This window comes from Streptococcus sp. 2018037 (genome assembly GCF_019754195.1).
Lineage (GTDB): Bacteria > Bacillota > Bacilli > Lactobacillales > Streptococcaceae > Streptococcus > Streptococcus hashimotonensis.
In genome coordinates, this window is the sequence record NZ_JAIJZQ010000003.1 from 94,944 (window position 1) to 111,722 (window position 16,779).

At 36.0% G+C, this 16,779-nt stretch carries 17 protein-coding genes and 2 pseudogenes; 2 read left to right on the forward strand and 17 right to left on the reverse strand.

Going from position 1 to position 16,779, the window contains the following annotated elements:
* Window positions 1–2: 2 nt before the first annotated feature.
* The 14 genes and pseudogenes from K5Q29_RS02070 to aroA all read right to left on the reverse strand — a co-directional run bounded on the left by K5Q29_RS02070 (window position 3) and on the right by aroA (window position 11,677).
* Entirely contained in the window at window positions 3–737 is a 735-nt protein-coding gene (locus K5Q29_RS02070; protein WP_024411460.1) for a bifunctional 2-polyprenyl-6-hydroxyphenol methylase/3-demethylubiquinol 3-O-methyltransferase UbiG, read from the reverse strand.
* A pseudogene (locus tag K5Q29_RS02075) lies at window positions 718–1,492 on the reverse strand (nucleotidyltransferase domain-containing protein); the annotation flags it as partial. The pseudogene K5Q29_RS02075 and the gene K5Q29_RS02070, both read right to left, overlap by 20 nt.
* Window positions 1,493–1,713: 221 nt before the next feature.
* Window positions 1,714–2,592 (reverse strand): AraC family transcriptional regulator, encoded by an 879-nt coding sequence (locus K5Q29_RS02080; protein ID WP_024411461.1) that lies wholly within the window; start codon window positions 2,590–2,592, stop codon window positions 1,714–1,716.
* 365 nt (window positions 2,593–2,957) lie between these two features.
* Window positions 2,958–3,452, reverse strand: a complete 495-nt coding sequence (locus tag K5Q29_RS02085; RefSeq protein WP_024411462.1) for a nucleotidyltransferase domain-containing protein — start codon at window positions 3,450–3,452, stop codon at window positions 2,958–2,960.
* Window positions 3,453–3,650: 198 nt separating this feature from the next.
* Window positions 3,651–4,289 carry a Vat family streptogramin A O-acetyltransferase gene (locus K5Q29_RS02090; protein WP_024411463.1) on the reverse strand — a complete coding sequence of 213 codons (639 nt, stop codon included), beginning with the start codon at window positions 4,287–4,289 and terminating at the stop codon, window positions 3,651–3,653.
* Window positions 4,290–4,315: 26 nt separating this feature from the next.
* Window positions 4,316–4,537 (reverse strand): annotated as a pseudogene (locus tag K5Q29_RS02095) (topoisomerase DNA-binding C4 zinc finger domain-containing protein); the annotation flags it as partial.
* A 169-nt stretch (window positions 4,538–4,706) separates the two neighbouring features.
* The gene (erm(B), locus tag K5Q29_RS02100; protein ID WP_002321849.1) at window positions 4,707–5,444 is read right to left on the reverse strand and encodes a 23S rRNA (adenine(2058)-N(6))-methyltransferase Erm(B); all 738 of its coding nucleotides are present in this window, start codon (window positions 5,442–5,444) and stop codon (window positions 4,707–4,709) included.
* 124 nt (window positions 5,445–5,568) lie between these two features.
* On the reverse strand, window positions 5,569–5,652 hold the full coding sequence (locus K5Q29_RS02105) for a 23S rRNA methyltransferase attenuation leader peptide (RefSeq protein WP_001865637.1): 84 nt from the start codon (window positions 5,650–5,652) through the stop codon (window positions 5,569–5,571).
* Between the two features lie 108 nt (window positions 5,653–5,760).
* Complete coding sequence (locus K5Q29_RS02110; protein ID WP_002941306.1) at window positions 5,761–5,931, reverse strand: hypothetical protein; 171 nt, start codon at window positions 5,929–5,931, stop codon at window positions 5,761–5,763.
* 391 nt (window positions 5,932–6,322) lie between these two features.
* Window positions 6,323–7,678, reverse strand: coding sequence for a 23S rRNA (uracil(1939)-C(5))-methyltransferase RlmD (rlmD, locus tag K5Q29_RS02115; protein ID WP_205032517.1), 1,356 nt, complete (start codon window positions 7,676–7,678; stop codon window positions 6,323–6,325).
* Between the two features lie 66 nt (window positions 7,679–7,744).
* Window positions 7,745–9,067, reverse strand: coding sequence for an LCP family protein (locus tag K5Q29_RS02120; RefSeq protein WP_221876898.1), 1,323 nt, complete (start codon window positions 9,065–9,067; stop codon window positions 7,745–7,747).
* 11 nt (window positions 9,068–9,078) lie between these two features.
* Window positions 9,079–9,906: a prephenate dehydratase gene (pheA, locus tag K5Q29_RS02125; RefSeq protein WP_002941297.1), complete on the reverse strand. Its 828-nt coding sequence runs from the start codon at window positions 9,904–9,906 to the stop codon at window positions 9,079–9,081.
* Window positions 9,897–10,388 carry a shikimate kinase gene (locus K5Q29_RS02130; RefSeq protein WP_105139398.1) on the reverse strand — a complete coding sequence of 164 codons (492 nt, stop codon included), beginning with the start codon at window positions 10,386–10,388 and terminating at the stop codon, window positions 9,897–9,899. The genes pheA and K5Q29_RS02130 overlap by 10 nt, the downstream gene beginning before the upstream one ends.
* A gap of 8 nt (window positions 10,389–10,396) precedes the next feature.
* On the reverse strand, window positions 10,397–11,677 hold the full coding sequence (aroA, locus tag K5Q29_RS02135; RefSeq protein WP_105139397.1) for a 3-phosphoshikimate 1-carboxyvinyltransferase: 1,281 nt from the start codon (window positions 11,675–11,677) through the stop codon (window positions 10,397–10,399).
* Between the two features lie 224 nt (window positions 11,678–11,901).
* Between aroA and K5Q29_RS02140 the strand changes: the two genes are divergently transcribed.
* A complete protein-coding gene (locus K5Q29_RS02140) occupies window positions 11,902–12,864 on the forward strand; it encodes a polyprenyl synthetase family protein (RefSeq protein WP_044761477.1) in 963 nt (320 codons plus the stop codon).
* A gap of 44 nt (window positions 12,865–12,908) precedes the next feature.
* Here K5Q29_RS02140 and K5Q29_RS02145 read toward each other — a convergent pair whose 3' ends face one another.
* Window positions 12,909–13,715, reverse strand: a complete 807-nt coding sequence (locus K5Q29_RS02145; protein WP_239515161.1) for a hypothetical protein — start codon at window positions 13,713–13,715, stop codon at window positions 12,909–12,911.
* 278 nt (window positions 13,716–13,993) lie between these two features.
* Here K5Q29_RS02145 and K5Q29_RS02150 point away from each other — a divergent pair, with 278 nt between their 5' ends.
* Window positions 13,994–14,890, forward strand: a complete 897-nt coding sequence (locus tag K5Q29_RS02150; RefSeq protein ID WP_105139270.1) for a tyrosine-type recombinase/integrase — start codon at window positions 13,994–13,996, stop codon at window positions 14,888–14,890.
* Window positions 14,891–14,921: 31 nt separating this feature from the next.
* Here K5Q29_RS02150 and K5Q29_RS02155 read toward each other — a convergent pair whose 3' ends face one another.
* On the reverse strand, window positions 14,922–15,107 hold the full coding sequence (locus tag K5Q29_RS02155; RefSeq protein ID WP_105139271.1) for a hypothetical protein: 186 nt from the start codon (window positions 15,105–15,107) through the stop codon (window positions 14,922–14,924).
* A 471-nt stretch (window positions 15,108–15,578) separates the two neighbouring features.
* Complete coding sequence (locus tag K5Q29_RS02160) at window positions 15,579–16,775, reverse strand: NAD-dependent epimerase/dehydratase family protein (protein ID WP_024399709.1); 1,197 nt, start codon at window positions 16,773–16,775, stop codon at window positions 15,579–15,581.
* Window positions 16,776–16,779: the final 4 nt, after the last annotated feature.

The following is a 16,779-nucleotide window of genomic DNA, read 5'->3' on the forward strand; positions in this document are numbered from 1 at the left end:
TATTACATCTTCTTTTTTGCCGATACAATCAGCATCATTGGGCGTCGCATTTCATCCGCCATCCCCGGAATATCCATCATGTTCTCTGGCGGCTGTGGCTCCACAATCTGATTTATTATAAAACTATTTGAAAGCAGTGTATTTAGATATGTGGTCAGTGTTCTATGATATTTTGTAACCTTTTCTTCCAAAAACATAGCTGTCCGTTTGCCCTCATAATAATAATTGTCCACCGGGAAATGCAGTATTTCTCCTTTTTCGTTATAATACCAGTCTTGTGTTCCATGAGCAGTAAAAACAGGATGTTCAACTGTAAAAACTAAATTGCCACCAGCCTTCAGCATCCTATATATCTTTTTTATTAAATTCTCATAGTCTGCTACATAGTGAAATGCAAGTGAACTTAATATTACATCAAAACTCTCCTCTGGGAATTCCACATCTTCTATAGCACAGCATTTATATTCAACCTGTGGAAAATGTGTTTTTTCTTTGGCTACCTCGAGCATTTTATGAGAAATATCAACACCTACAACAGAAGAAGCACCGTGTTCCATCGCATAAATACAGTGCCATCCATAGCCGCATCCTAAATCAAGCACACGCTTATCTTTAAAATCCGGCAGCAGTTTTCTCAATGTTTCCCATTCTCCTGCACCGGCTAATCCCTGCTGTGAGCGACTCATTTGACTGTATTTTTGAAAAAATATATTATCATCATATTTGTTTTCTTTCATCTGAATTCCCCTCGTTTAAAAAGTTATTTATCTCCGTTGCAATTTTTTTCACTTCTTTATAAAGCTTCTCGGTCATATCGTAGCATTCAAAAAGTGAAAGACCGAGTACTTCAAAAATATGATTAACCCTTTCGGCATATTTTTCAGGTTTATATTCAAAAGTTTCAAGCAGTTTTATAGCTTTCTTTTCGTTAATGCAATTAGCATTATTGCATGCAAATAGTACTTGATTTAAGCATGAATTAATACGAAAAACATGGCCTGCAATATAATATTTATCCTCTGCTCCCGCATTCGCTTTTACAAACATTAAAGAGAACTCTGCTTCAAATATAAAAAAGTTTATCAAGCTCTTCTTTAGAGCACCAGGGTATATTTCTGCCTGATTTTTTAATTCGCATAAGCTTTCATTCTTAGCATATTGTATATTGCTGATCGCCAATTCTCCACGATACATAGTACTTATATAACCATGGGGATGCCCAGTCTGATAATTGGTAGTAACAATTCCTTGCTCCGTATCTTTGATTATTTGTTCCACCCGTTTTATATCACGTAAAATCAAGTCAACATGATACCCGTTTATAACTATCCATCCTCCGCCATTAACCCAATCACCCCACGCTCCGGGAGGTACAACAAGGTTTTTTCTATTCTCATCATCCAACTCTGTAGCAATTTGGTTAATCGCTGTCAGGTCAAATGATTCTAATTTGTAATAGATTCCTATATCTATTATCAGAATCCTCTGTATGATCCCTAAAACATCGTATTTACCTTAACCCTTGACATCAATAATACACACTCGACGTGGCTCGAGAGGACAGAATGAATGTCATATAAGTGTGTCCGTTCTCGGAAACATATCCACTGCGTTTTTGGCACTATCGGTAGACGGGAACATATCCACCAATCGTACCGTTTACGAAAAGGGCACTCTTACTAGGAGCGCCCTCAATAATAAACATTAATGTAATCAATAGTCTTTTTTCTTTACTGGAATCCAGATTTCGCTTCGATACTTTGGATTTCCAGTGTCTGGACTCTCATTCCATAAAATTTCAGGACCTTCAACCGCCTCGTATCCTGAAGATGGAAACCACTCTGAGTATATCCTACCCCACACATTTTGAAGTGTTTCCGGAAATGGTCCAATCGATTCAAATACAGCCCAGGTACTAGCATCAATTTTTAATACATCAAAATCTGCAGTTTCATTACTTGATGTTGCTACCCCGATGTAATGATCTAATTCTCCTTTCTCTTCCATTCTACCTTCTGAAAAATTAGTGGAAGCACTAATAATACCTGTAGGTTCTACATTTGAAATTGCTTTTAATTGATTAATAACATCCATGGTTAAAAGTTCAGTCATTTTTGCAATCTCTGGATTGACACCTTCAAAAATAATTGGAACTCTCTTCTTAAATCCTACTAACTTAAAAGGTCCTTTCTCAACAATACGATAGTTCATTTCGCATCCTCCTTTAATTGATAATTGAAAGGTCATTCGAGGATAAGCTTTTAATTGTGTATTCTCACTCCTTGCCTCAGAAGGGAGAATGCCATGCAGAGAATGAAAAGCACGGGAAAATGAATCAGCCGAATTATAGCCATATTTGACGGCTACATCAATTATTCTCAAATCCCTATCTTTCAAATCAAGTGCAGCCAACGTCAGTCTTCTTCTCCGAATATATTCTGATAAACTTATGCCTGCTAAAAAAGAAAACATCCGCTTGAAATGATACTCTGAACAATATGCGATTTTAGATACTTCAATATAATCAATTTCCTCTGTTAAGTGCTCTTCAATATACTCCAATGCATTATTCATACTTCTTAAAGAATCCATCAAACAACCTCCTTTCATCATCAATATTATCAGAGGATGCATTTATCCATCCGACAATCTGTGCACAGTATTGTCGATTCCCTTACATGTAATTAGTATCGTTAAACTAAATTTATCTTTGGGATGTTTACAACAGGAATCCTTTACTTTTCTTCAGTGTATCTTTCTTGCTGCAAAAATTCCTTTGCTTCGCTAAGGCATAAATCCCAATGACTCTTTCTTCAAAGTCAGCTTCATCTAGCCTTGCATTGCTATCTTCTCTTATTCGTTCCAACAGTTCACTTCCAAATCCAGAAAGGGAATCTTTAATAGAACGTGCCGTATCTTTTCCTCCTCTAAATTCTAATTAAATCGGAATTTGTCAGTTACTTGTATTCACTCGGTACAGGAATATTAAATCTCTCGCACAATAGTTTTACATCATGCATATCATTTTCATCATGCTCATAGCCCAGATGAAATAACACTTGATTTTCAGCATCGATACATCTTACCGTTTTATCGCCTATTTTCCCAATGCCGCTAAAGACTTCTGGAGGATATGCTTCTCCCTCAAAAACAATGTATCCTTGTTCGTTGAATTTAAATATATGAAGATCAATTATCCTACCTTTACTATCCTTATAAACCGTATGAGATGTGGTGGTATATGCTTCGATAACTTCAGCAAAGCCATATTCTTTTAATATTTCAATAAACTTTTTACCATTACTTTCTTCCACAAATAAATCAATATCGTTGTGTACTCTTGTTTCTTCTTCTAATAGAGCATCTACTCCCCAACCACCATCTATCCAAATGTTAATATCATTTTCTTCAGCATATGTTATTATCTCAATGGCATCAGTTTTACTTACCATGTAATCCCTCCGTTCAAATTAAATCTATAAGTGATAAATCTCAAAGCTATTTCTCCTAATAATATAATGTCTATTGTTCCAATCAAAGCTAAAGATGAAGCTTGCCTTCTTTAGCTCGCAATAATTAGAGCTAAATCGAGATTCCAGCACCCCCTAGATTTAAGTTCCCTTTTGTGCCGTGGTAGAAAGGCCCCAAGTCTAGGAATTTTTCATGAATTGCTCTAACCCTGCTTTGGATGTTAACATTTCAAGATTATTAAATATTTCCTCTTCGCTCCAGTTCCACCATTGTAGCTTTAGCAAGAATTCAATCTTTTCGTCACTAAAGCGTTTTTTGATAAACTTAGCTGGATTCCCACCATATATTGTATATGGCTCAACACTTTTCACTACTGTTGAATTAGCGGCAATAATCGCACCATCACCAATTTTAATACCCGGCATAATGGTAACATTTTGACCTATCCATACATCATTGCCAATCACTGTATCTCCCTTAAAAGGAAGTTGTTCAATTGTAGGAGTCACCTTTTCCCATCCATGGCCAAAGATATTAAAGGGATAGGTTGTAATTCCATCCATTCTATGATTTGCACCATTCATAATAAACTTAACACCCTCTGCAATTGCACAGAACTTTCCTATTATAAGTTTATCCCCTAGAAATTCGTAATGGTGCTCTATATTATCATAAAATTTCTCCGGTGTTTTTTTATTATCGCTATAATAGGTATATTCCCCAATCTCCACATTGGGTCTTTTAGGTAGATTGCTTATAAAACAAACCGTCTTTATATTTTCATTTGGATAAAGTTTTTTCTTATCTGGTCCTATCATAAAATATTAGCTCCTTTAATCTTTAATTACTTCATTACCTTGGCATTGTAGGACTTTCTATCTTTCGTTTTGATTCCTTTTACCAGGGTTTCTTTTCCCTCTAGTAATTCTTTTACATTTGTTTTGGTGAGTTTTTTCTTTCTAAAATGTTCAGCTAAAGTGAAGGTACATTCAGGATAATTTGAACAACCATAAAACGATTTTTTTAATACAATATTGTTGCCACACTTAGGACATTTTCCTACAAGGGGTCCCGAGCGCTTAGTGGGAATTTGTACCCCTTATCGATACAAATTCCCCGTAGGCGCTAGGGACCTCTTTAGCTCCTTGGAAGCTGTCAGTAGTATACCTAATAATTTATCTACATTCCCTTTAGTAACGTGTAACTTTCCAAATTTACAAAAGCGACTCATAGAATTATTTCCTCCCGTTAAATAATAGATAACTATTAAAAATAGACAATACTTGCTCATAAGTAACGGTACTTAAATTGTTTACTTTGGCGTGTTTCATTGCTTGATGAAACTGATTTTTAGTAAACAGTTGACGATATTCTCGATTGACCCATTTTGAAACAAAGTACGTATATAGCTTCCAATATTTATCTGGAACATCTGTGGTATGGCGGGTAAGTTTTATTAAGACACTGTTTACTTTTGGTTTAGGATGAAAGCATTCCGCTGGCAGCTTAAGCAATTGCTGAATCGAGACTTGAGTGTGCAAGAGCAACCCTAGTGTTCGGTGAATATCCAAGGTACGCTTGTAGAATCCTTCTTCAACAATCAGATAGATGTCAGACGCATGGCTTTCAAAAACCACTTTTTTAATAATTTGTGTGCTTAAATGGTAAGGAATATTCCCAACAATTTTATACCTCTGTTTGTTAGGGAATTGAAACTGTAGAATATCTTGGTGAATTAAAGTGACACGAGTGTTCAGTTTTAATTTTTCTGACGATAAGTTGAATAGATGACTGTCTAATTCAATAGACGTTACCTGTTTACTTATTTTAGCCAGTTTCGTCGTTAAATGCCCTTTACCTGTTCCAATTTCGTAAACGGTATCGGTTTCTTTTAAATTCAATTGTTTTATTATTTGGTTGAGTACTTTTTCACTCGTTAAAAAGTTTTGAGAATATTTTATATTTTTGTTCATGTAATCACTCCTGAAGTGATTACATCTGTAAATAAATACAGAAGTTAAATGATTTGTTTGTAATTTTAGTTATCTGTTTAAAAAGTCATAAGATTAGTCACTGGTAGGAATTAATCTAACGTATTTATTTATCTGTGTAATCACTGTTTTTAGTCTGTTTCAAAACAGTAGATGTTTTATCTACATTACGCATTTGGAATACCAACATGACGAATCCCTCCTTCTTAATTACAAATTTTTAGCATCTAATTTAACTTCAATTTATAGTATAACACAACAAGATGATATGTTCAATATAAAAGTTATGGAATGAGTCTCATACTTCCAATTCGATGCCAGATTTAAAGGATATGACGAAGTGTTCTTCATAGACTGTAACGCTCTGGATTATCTTCCTTAGTAGCAAGCGATTAGCTTTCACAAAATCTTCTGTTTGTAGTTTTAAAAATTCATCAGGATTTTCTAACTCAACCTCAAAATATTTCATTTTACATTCCCTCATTTCATTTATTGATAAATTGAGTTTACAAAAAAGAGTGGACAATTTTTGTCTACTCTTAACCTTTAAAATAGTTTTTTTTAATCGATTTGAAGTTGCCTAAATTATTACTTATTCGGTAAAATGAAGTATTGCTTTCAACAGATTTCCTTCAACTACACTTCACTTGATTCAAACAAGGTGGGTACATTTCTATTCCCACAAACTCCTTGTCAATGGAAACAAACACGTACCCACAGGGTAAATGGAAATAGAAACTGATAATTTCTAGCTATCACTTCTACTCATTCCAAAAATTTTCTCACTCTGATACTTACCCACCATAAAGCAAAAAGCCTTGCAACAAAGGCTTTTCATTATCCCTTTCGTTCCAAGGTTTCTAGGCTTTTACGAGCAGTGCGACACACTCGACGTGATGCGTATTTGGAAATAAATCAGTCGGCTGTACCTTCGTCAATTTGTACCCCAATTCCTCATAAAGTTTAATATCACGCGCCATGGTTGCCACATTACAAGAGATATAGACGATTTTCTCTGGTTTTACAGAAGTACTTGCTTTGATAAAACTTTCTGTCAAACCTTTTCGTGGTGGGTCGACAAAAATCACAGTTGGTTTGACTCCATCTGCCACCCATTTTTGCATAGCGGATTCTGCACTATCACAGACATAGGTAACATTGTCAATGCCATTTCGAGCAGCATTCTTCTGACTATCAAGGACAGCCTTTTCAACGACTTCTACACCGTAAACATGCTTAACTTGTTTTGCAAAGGAGAGGCCAATTGTCCCAATACCTGAATAGGCATCAATCACGACATCATCTGCTGACAATTCTGCAAAGTCAATGGCGGTCTGATAGAGTTTTTCAGCCATTTCTGTGTTGACTTGATAGAAAGACGGTGCAGAAATTTCAAATTCATTGCCCAACATGGTATCTGTAATAGTTTCACTGCCATGCAAAAGACGGAATTCTTGACCGAATATAGCATTGGTATTCTGGTCATTAATATTCTGAACGATAGAAACAAGATTTGGAAATTGGCTTGTCAAACACTCAACAAGGGTTTCAACACGGAAAATCTTCGGACGAGTCGTAACTAAAACTAGCATCAACTGACCTGAATAATGACCACGGCGAACAACGATATTTCTCACAAGTCCTGTCTGTTCTTTTTCATCGTAAGGCTTCAAGTCTAATTTTCTCAACAGGTTACGTGTCGCTAGAACCAAGGCATCAATTTCCTTATGTTGAATGTAAAAATCCTCAATCGGAACTAAATCATGTGAATTTTTTCGGAAGAAGCCTGTTTCTAACTGCCCATTCACACGACGAACAGGAATAGCTGCCTTATTGCGATAAGCAAGAGGATTGTCCATTCCCAAAGTATCTGCTACTACTATTTCTGGCAGACCTGCAATCTTACGTAGATTATTCTCAACTTGTTTTTTCTTAAAAGCTAGTTGGGCTGGATAAGTGAGATGCCCCAAGTCAGCAATACCTGTTCTTAGATAGGTCAAATCCAAGTCCTGATTACGGTCTTGTGAGAAGCTCTGCCATTGCTCCACCTTACCAAAACCAATATTTTTCTTAAGTTTTAAGATGCGCATGGAAATTTTCTCGCCTGGAAGAGCATTGTCTACAAAGAAGACAAAACCATCAATTTTTGCCACACCCTGCCCCTCATGGGTCAAGTCTACAATTTCTACTTCGACAATATCGTTTTTCTTTAACATAATTCTACTTTCTATTTTTGGACCACTAAAAAAGTGACCGAAGTCACTTCTAGTATACCATATTTCTTAACGCAAGCCTAACTCAGCCAAGCGCTGCTGGTATTTTTCAAAATCAACACGAAGAGCCATACCACCATACATATCATAGTCGTCAATCCAGTCTCCATTTTCTGGGATTGTAACACGTTCGATACCATTTGCCGCATCCAATAGAAGGCCTGGTCCCTGTAGCCACATAAAGCTTTGTGGCACTGTTGTCGGAGTCATCGCCACAACCTTACCTATAGCTTCGGAGCCAGAGAATAGTTTCATTGGATTTTTAGCCTGTGTCATAACAGCAGATAACACTTCCTGTTGACGTCTCGTACGACCAAAATCACCTTCATCATCCGAACGATAGCGCGCGTAGTTAAGCAATGTCTTACCATCCATCTGCTGTACACCGACCTGAATCGTTTGATAAGCAGGAGCATTTTCTTCCAGCTGTAAATCATTCGGCACTTCTACTGAGCTAACGACTTCACCATTAATAGTTGAAAACTGTGCATCAATCGTTACGCCCTCAGGGAAAAGTGTATCAATCGTTGTCGCAAATGTTGCAAAATCCACCATCGCATAGTACTTGACATCGATGTCAAAATTATTCTTCAACGCCTTCCGAACTTCTTCAGCCCCTTGCTGATTATCCTGTTCTCCCAAAGTATAGGCAGTATTGAGTTTATATTCATATCCCTCAATATCCACCAAGGTATCCCGCATAAAGCTAACAAGTTTGACTTTGTTATCCGTGTTATTCACATTTAGAACCATGATGGTATCCGTTCGAGTTTCACCGGAACTTTCGCCAACACGACCGTCTGTTCCCAAAATTAAAATATTTGTCCCATTCGATGTATCTACGCCGTTGAAGACCTCAGCTACTGGCTTCTCACTCACGCTATTCATACCTTTGAAAAAACTATAGCCCATCGCTACAATCACTAGCGCTATAGCAAGCAATACGAAACTAATAAAGCGCTTGAAACCACCCTTTTTACGAGCTTTTTTAGGTTTAGGTACTTTCGCTTTGGGCTCGATACGAGGAGACTGAAACCGTTGAGGTTTGGCTTGTCTTGTTTTTCTGGATCTACGTTCAGGATAGCGAGGCAACAGTTCCTCTTGCTCATCATCCTCTTCAAAATAATCTTCCTCGAAGTCATCTTCGTAAGCCGTTGGTATGAAGCTACGTAGAGATTGCCTTGGACTTCCATGCCGTTCTCTCAGCTCTTTTTTATATAATAGATAATCCAACTCACGACTTTCTTTGTCATTTAAGTAGTGGATATTTTTTTGCAAATAATCTAACCTCAATTGTTCATGATGGGTTAGGATATTATTGTTTTTATTCATCTGTCTTCATCCTAGCTGGTCATATAGACCAGGTAATTCCCTAGTACTTTATAGGTTATGTCTAAACTAGTCAATTCTTTTTGAGAATAGGCTAATAATTCCTCAGACTGATTGTCAAGATCCAGTATGAAAAAATACTCACCCAAAGCCGTTTTCAGGGGTCGGCTTTCTATTTTTGTTAAGCTGATTCCTCTCCATGAGAAAACAGACATAGCCTTATACAAGGCTCCTGGCAGGTTATCTGGCAATGTCAGTGCAAGACTGACTTTTTTAGCTACTTGTTCCAGGGCAATAGACGGAGCCTTATCCCCCAAAATCCAAAAGCGTGTAAAATTCTCGCTAATTTCCTGGATGTCTTGCGCAATTACCTCCAGTCCATATTCAACAGCTGCCGCTTGCGGAGCAATTGCCGCAAATGGTTGTTCAGGGTGTTCTGCCACAAAGCGAGCAGCATAGGCTGTACTAGCTGTTATTTCAATACGAGCCTGAGGAAAATGCTCCTGAATATATTTCTTCCCCTGAGCAATTGCCTGCGGATGAGAATAGATAACCTCTACAGCCTTATCAGCACTCGTGGCTAACAGTTGTTGGGCAATCGGTTGAACAATCTCTGCAACCGCATGAATCTCCGCCTGATGAAAGAGATAGTCAATCGTTTCATGAACACTACCTTCAATCGAGTTCTCTACTGGAATAACGGAATAGGTAACTTCCCCCGTTTCGTAGGCCTTGATAACCTCTGTAATCGTTTCAAAAGCCTGCAAATCCGCAGTCGGAAAGGCCTGCTGGGCCACTTGATGTGTAAAAGAACCACGAGGTCCTAGATAGGCTACTTGCATAAAATTTTCCTTGCTACTTGTTCTGGATTCAGTTTATCTGTATCGATTACAGTATCGGCTAAACCTTGATAAAGTGCCATTCGTTCACGATAGAGGGCTTCAAACTCTTCCTTACTACACTGTAAAAAGAGAGGTCTTTGCGATTGTCTATCCTTACGAATTCTCTGATAGGAAACTTCAAAGGAGGCAGTAAGAAGTACATTGTCCTCCCTATTTGCCGACAGCAATTCTCTGTTTACTTCAGATTTAATCACACCACCACCAGTTGACACGATACAATTACTAGGTAAGTCCAGCAATTCTTTCAACACCTCTGTCTCCAGTTGTCTAAACGAAGCCTCTCCTTCAAGATTGAAATAGTCAGCAATAGGCATACCAATCCGTTCTTCAATGATATGGTCCATATCGTAAACGGGGAGATTTAACAAATGTGCTGTTGTTGTTTTTCCAACTCCCATAAATCCAAGTAAAACGATTGGCATACGTTCTCCTAATCCATCAAACTATTTAAGTGTTCAAAGAAGGCAGGATAGCTAGTATTGATAGCTTCTGCTCTTTCCAATACAACTTCTCCATCTTTGGCCAACAAGGCGGCAATGGCAGTCATCATACCGATACGGTGGTCACCAAATGTATTGATTTCAGTACCATGTAAAGCAGTTGGTCCGTGAATAATCATACCATCTTCTGTTGGTTCAATAGTTGCTCCCATACTATTTAGAGCATCTGCAACAACCTGAATACGATCTGTTTCTTTAACTTTCAACTCCTCAGCATCACGAATAATCGTTGTTCCATGTGCTTGAGTCGCTAGTAAGGTAATAATTGGCAACTCATCAATCAAACGAGGAATCAATTCGCCTGCAATCTCCGTAGCCTTCAATTCCGACGTTTCAACTGTAATGGTAGCAGATTTTGCAAGTTCATCTATGTTAGAAAGAGTCATTTTACCGCCCATAGCTTTAATGACATCTAAAATACCAGTCCGAGTTTTATTGATTCCCACATTTTCAAGGACAATTTTTGAACCTGGTACGATTAAGCCAGCAACCAACCAAAAGGCAGCACTTGAAATATCTCCTGGAACTGTAATCTCTTGGGCAATAAACTCCTGACCACCTTGGATGCGGATTTCCTTGCCATTGACTTCCAACTGTCCACCAAACTGGACAATCATATCTTCTGTATGGTTTCGAGTCAACTCTTTTTCTACGATGACCGACTCTCCCTCAGCCTGCAAGGCAGCAAAAATCAAAGCTGATTTTACTTGGGCAGAGGCTACAGGGAGTTGGTAGCGAATTGGTTTTAAATTCTTATTCCCTTTGATGGTCAACGGAGGTAGGTCACGTTCAGTTTGTCCAGAAATCTCTACTCCCATTTGACTGAGTGGAATAGTTACTCGGTCCATAGGACGTTTGGATAAGGAATCATCACCAAACATAGTCGCCTCAAAATCTTGACCTGCTAAAACGCCTGAAATCAAACGAATCGAAGTTCCAGAATTTCCCATATCCAAATCATTTTTGGGTGCTTGAAGACCATCAAAACCAACACCGTGTACTTCAACAATATCACCATTGTCTTCAATTTTCACACCCAAATCACGAAAGACCTGCATGGTTGACAAGACATCTTCTCCACGCAAAATATCGTGAACACGGGTAACACCTTTTGCAAGGGAACCAAAAATAATAGAACGATGACTGATTGATTTATCACCTGGGACACGAATCACACCCTGTAGTTTTTCTACGCTTCTTCTTAATTTCATATCCTTACCTCAAACTAGTATCACTTCTATTTTATCATATTTATAAAATATTTTCTGATTTTTATGACAATTACTTGTGAAAAATCAATCTCCATTACATTACATTACATTTTGGGAAACAAAAAACTAAAAATATTTACTATAAAAATTTTAATAAAATCTATAAAACAAATGTAGATTATGGTATACTAATGATAATAAATTGTTATCGGTAGAGGAGAACTATGAAAAATTTGCCTGAAATTGAATTAAATAAGGATGAAAAACTCTTTTTATTTGAAATTGATTCTAGAATAAAAGCATTGTTACTAGAGTTGCCTGAATCATATCATAATAGCCTACAAATTGTAAGAGGAAGTCGTTTTCGCCCCCTATTAACATATTATGGGTATACGTTATATTCTGATGAGTTAAATGAAACTATTTATCAATCAGCTACAGCAATCGAATTAATTCATAAGGCTTCTATTATAATTGACGATATTATTGATCAGGATAAAAAAAGGCATGGTATGCCAACTGTTCATCAACAATATTCTCTTAATGAAGCTTTGATAATATCAGTATTTTTACTAGGAAAGTGTATAGAAATGCTGTCAGATATTGATGATTCTACTGTTAGATTATTTAGTCAGATGATTATTAAGATGTGCCAAGGAACATTGAGTGAATTAAATATTAACGATGAGACAGCTATTGCAGATATTAGAAAAATTTTGGACAATCAAACTTCTCAAGTGATACAGAATAGTTTATTGATTGGCATGAAATCCTACAATGAATCTATCAATAATCAATATTTGGAAATAGTTGGTTATAAATTAGGGTATCTGTTTCAATTGTTGAATGATTGTGAAGTATTTTTTAATCCTGAATTTTCCATACAATATAAAGGAAATATGAATTTTGATATTAACAAGCAGCGAAAAAATTTATGTTACTCATACTTAGAACAGTCTCTTAACTATAAAGAAAAATCCGAACTTGATTGCGGAAGGTACTCTATTCTGGATAATTTATTGAATAAATATAACATATTGGATTCAATAAAAAAAGAAATTTATTGTATTGAATTAGATATACAGAATAATTTAAATATTTTAGGAGAAACTATGAATGTGCAACGCTTATCATTCTTTATTGACTATGCTATAAATTTAGCTAAAACAAGGGCAAGTATCAATTAAAAACCTAGAAAACAACTTAATGTTTCTAGGTTTTTGTTCAGTTATTATTGTGATAGAAAAGGTATTATTACGTTATACAGGTTGATTATAACTGGAATATAACCAAGAGGATTTACGTATTGCCCGTTGAATAATTCAGGGAAATTAGGTGTGTCTCTATATAAATTAAAGAGATCGATAAAGTCTTTATTTAATTGTGATTGTTGATTCGGGATATTGTCATATTCTAAAAGTCTATTTCTCTTTATTTTTTTTATAATTATCTTGATATAATTTTTCCATAGATAATCAAACAATATATAACCCAAACCAATTAATATAGCGATAATTCCCCATGTTATTATGAATACAGTATCATTAGACGTATTTATATTTAGTTTATTATTTGAAAATGATATAGCTGATAAAGGAGTTGTTAAATAAAATAATAAAGTATAAGCAATCCCAAGGACACCAAAGTAATTACCAAAAGTGCTCATTGTGTCTGTGAATTTAACAATCCAAGTAGTCTCAGATGGATTATGAAGAGAAATTGGAGTAAATGTACTAAATTCTAGATTTGCAATTTTTCTTAAAGTAAGAATGTAAAATATATACTTTAAGTATAGTTGTATTGCAATAAAAACTGTAAAGATTAAAGTAATACTACCGTATACTGTAATAACTTTATTCCACATTAATACTTTTAGCAAAATCAATGAAATGATATAGATAATTCCGATTGCTATAGAAATAATGATACTATACCATTTTTGTAGATAAGTTCCAAATCTGTTACATATCGAAAATAGCGAATATCCATCAATAGTAATACCTGAAATAGACAATGAAAGTAGATCTTCTTTCCTCATTAGGCAATGATACGTTACAATCTGTGCAAATAGCAAAAGATTTACACCGAGTACGTATACATAGTTATTCTTCAGCGAAGAGTCAAAAATTGATAGAATTATTCCAAAAAAAATCCAGCATGTAAAAATAATGCCCCATAGACATTTTTTTGAAAGAATTTTATCAACAATCCATATATTCATAGCATTTTCCTACCGATAACAATTTATTATCATTAGTAAATTGATAAATTATCGTATATAATAGCTTTATTACGACATATTAAGGAGATTATATTATGAATTACGACACTATCCAGAGATATCTTGACTTTTGTGCTATTCAAAGACGACTTAGTTCTCATACTATCCGAGCATACAAATCTGATTTACATCAGTATTATAACTTTGGGACCAATGATATTAGGTCCTATCTTACTTTTCTCAACCAACATATAAAAAAGACTAGCACGCTAAAACGTAAGATTGCTAGTCTTAAATCATACTATAAATTTCTGGAAGAAGAAAAACTAATTTCAAAAAATCCCTTCCATCAGCTTCGACTCCACTACAAGGAAGAGAAAAAGCTTCCTAAAACGATTTCCTTGAAAGATTTACAAAAAATATATTGTTTCGCCCACCAACAAATAGAAAATTCTAAAAATAGGCATTCTAAGCGGAAAGCTATGCGAAATCTACTCCTTATCTCGCTACTTTTATCAACTGGGCTACGCATCTCTGAATTATGTAATTTAAAACTTGATAATATCAATTTGGAAAATAGAACCATTCAAATACTCGGAAAAGGAAAGAAAGAGCGATTACTCTATATTGGAAACGATGAAACACTTTCGTTACTTGAAGACTATATAGCGCATCATTGTGGTCATTCTAGTTATCTATTTACCGGTGTGAAAAACGATGATCATCTTAAAGAACAAAGTGTGCGCTTAATTCTGAAAAATATTTCTCACTCGCTACAACTGAAAAAACATATCACTCCACATATGTTTCGACATAGTTTTGCAACTATGTTACTTGATAATGGTGTCGATATTCGACAAATACAACATTTACTGGGTCACAGTAACATCAATGTGACACAAATCTACACTCATGTCTCTCAAAGCAAGCAGGTAGAAATTCTAAGTGAGCATAATCCTCTTAACCAAATCACACCACTACTTCATACATAAGTAACCGCAAACCAAGTAAACTTGTCCTAAATCACTGAGCCGGATTGTCATAGAACAGTACCTTATCCAAGATTGTTTCTAATATTTCTTGGTTGATAGATTGAAAGAATGTGACTTCCACTTTTCCGAGACGAATTTTCATCAGAATATCATTTCTGCCTTTCTTCTCAAAGCGGCGAGATTGGGGAACAGTCAATGGGACGATGGGGTGTGACATAAAAAATCCTCCAGTTTTGTTTTTTATAACAGTATACTGGAGGAGGGAGTGATTGGATAGATGCCTTGTTATTAGGCAGTTACCATAAAAAACGTTCCAGAGTTTTATGCTTTGGAACGTTTTTCAATATACTCCGTTATTGGGCGGTTACAAAATATGCAACCATTATCAACCATTTATCAGTGCTACTCTTAAAACATCTCCACAACCCTTGCCTATCTAAGATATAAAATGAATCCATTAAAAATAACAATTGTGATTATAGTAAAACTTCAAAAAATACAATTAACCCTCATATTCTAGCTGACTCTTCAATACTTATTCTGAAAACATTCCGGACTACCAAAACATATCATTCTTGATAAAGAGTTGGAAAAGAACTATTCCAAACACCACATAGAAATTATTAATCGTAGTTATGTTCCATAATTAGGAGAATTTTACTATATATTCAAGAAAACTGTCACTTTATTAAACTTCTTCAAAAAAGGTATCTGGTCGATTTGGATCAAAAATCTCATTGCAGGTCATAACTGTAACTAAATTTTCTGTATCTGATAGATTAATAATATTATGAGTCCAACCAGGAATCATGTAAATGGATTCAATAGTGTCTCCAGATACTTCAAATTCCACAAATTCACCTGTGACAATATTTCTCTGCTGAATCAGACCTCTGCCACTAACTACTATAAATTGCTCCCACTTGCTACTGTGCCAATGTTGCCCCTTGGTAATACCTGGCTTGCTAATATTGATACTAACCTGACCACAATCAGCTGTGTGTAACAACTCCGTGAAAGAACCTCTATCATCCACATTCATTTTTAGACCATATTTGAACTTTTCTGTCGGCAAGTAAGTCAGATAGAGTGAAAATAGTTTTTTCGCAAAGGAATCGGCTGGTATCTTAGGCATCATTAAAGTCAATGGTTGTTGCTTGAAGGATTGCAAGAGAGCAATAATTTCTCCCAAGGTAACACGATGAGTGGTTGGAATCCAAGCATATTTGCCATTAGTATCCTCAACTGGAGTTAGCCCCTCATAGTTACAATAAACTTCCTTGCCCTCCAACAAATCCAACATACCATCTACTAAATCATCAATGTAGAGCAGTTCGACTTCCGCCTTGGGATCTGAAACAGAATAAGGTTGATCATTAGCAATCGCCCAACAAAATGTTGATACAGCCGAATTATAATTGGGTCTGGAATGCCCCATCAAATTTGGGAAACGGTAAACTGCTACTTTTACTCCCTGTTCCTGGCCATGTTGAAAGAATAATTCCTCTCCTGCCAGCTTGCTTTTCCCATATTCTCCCTCAGCATAGCGCCCAATTAAGGTTGCCTGGATAGAAGAAGATAACATGATAGGGGCCTTACTATTGTACTTTTTGAGCTGTTCCAATAGCTGACTGGTAAAGCCAAAATTGCCCTGCATAAATTCTTCGATATTCTCTGGACGATTCACACCCGCAAGATTAAAAACAAAGTCCGCCTCTTGGCAATATTGCTCTAATTCCTCAATCGTCGAGTCTATATCATATTCAAAAATGGACTGGATATGGATATTGGGTCGCGTTCTGTTTTTTCCACTTTGAATCGTCTTCAAGTGATTTACCAATGCTGTTCCAACCATTCCCTTTGCGCCCGTTACTAAAATTTTCATAGGA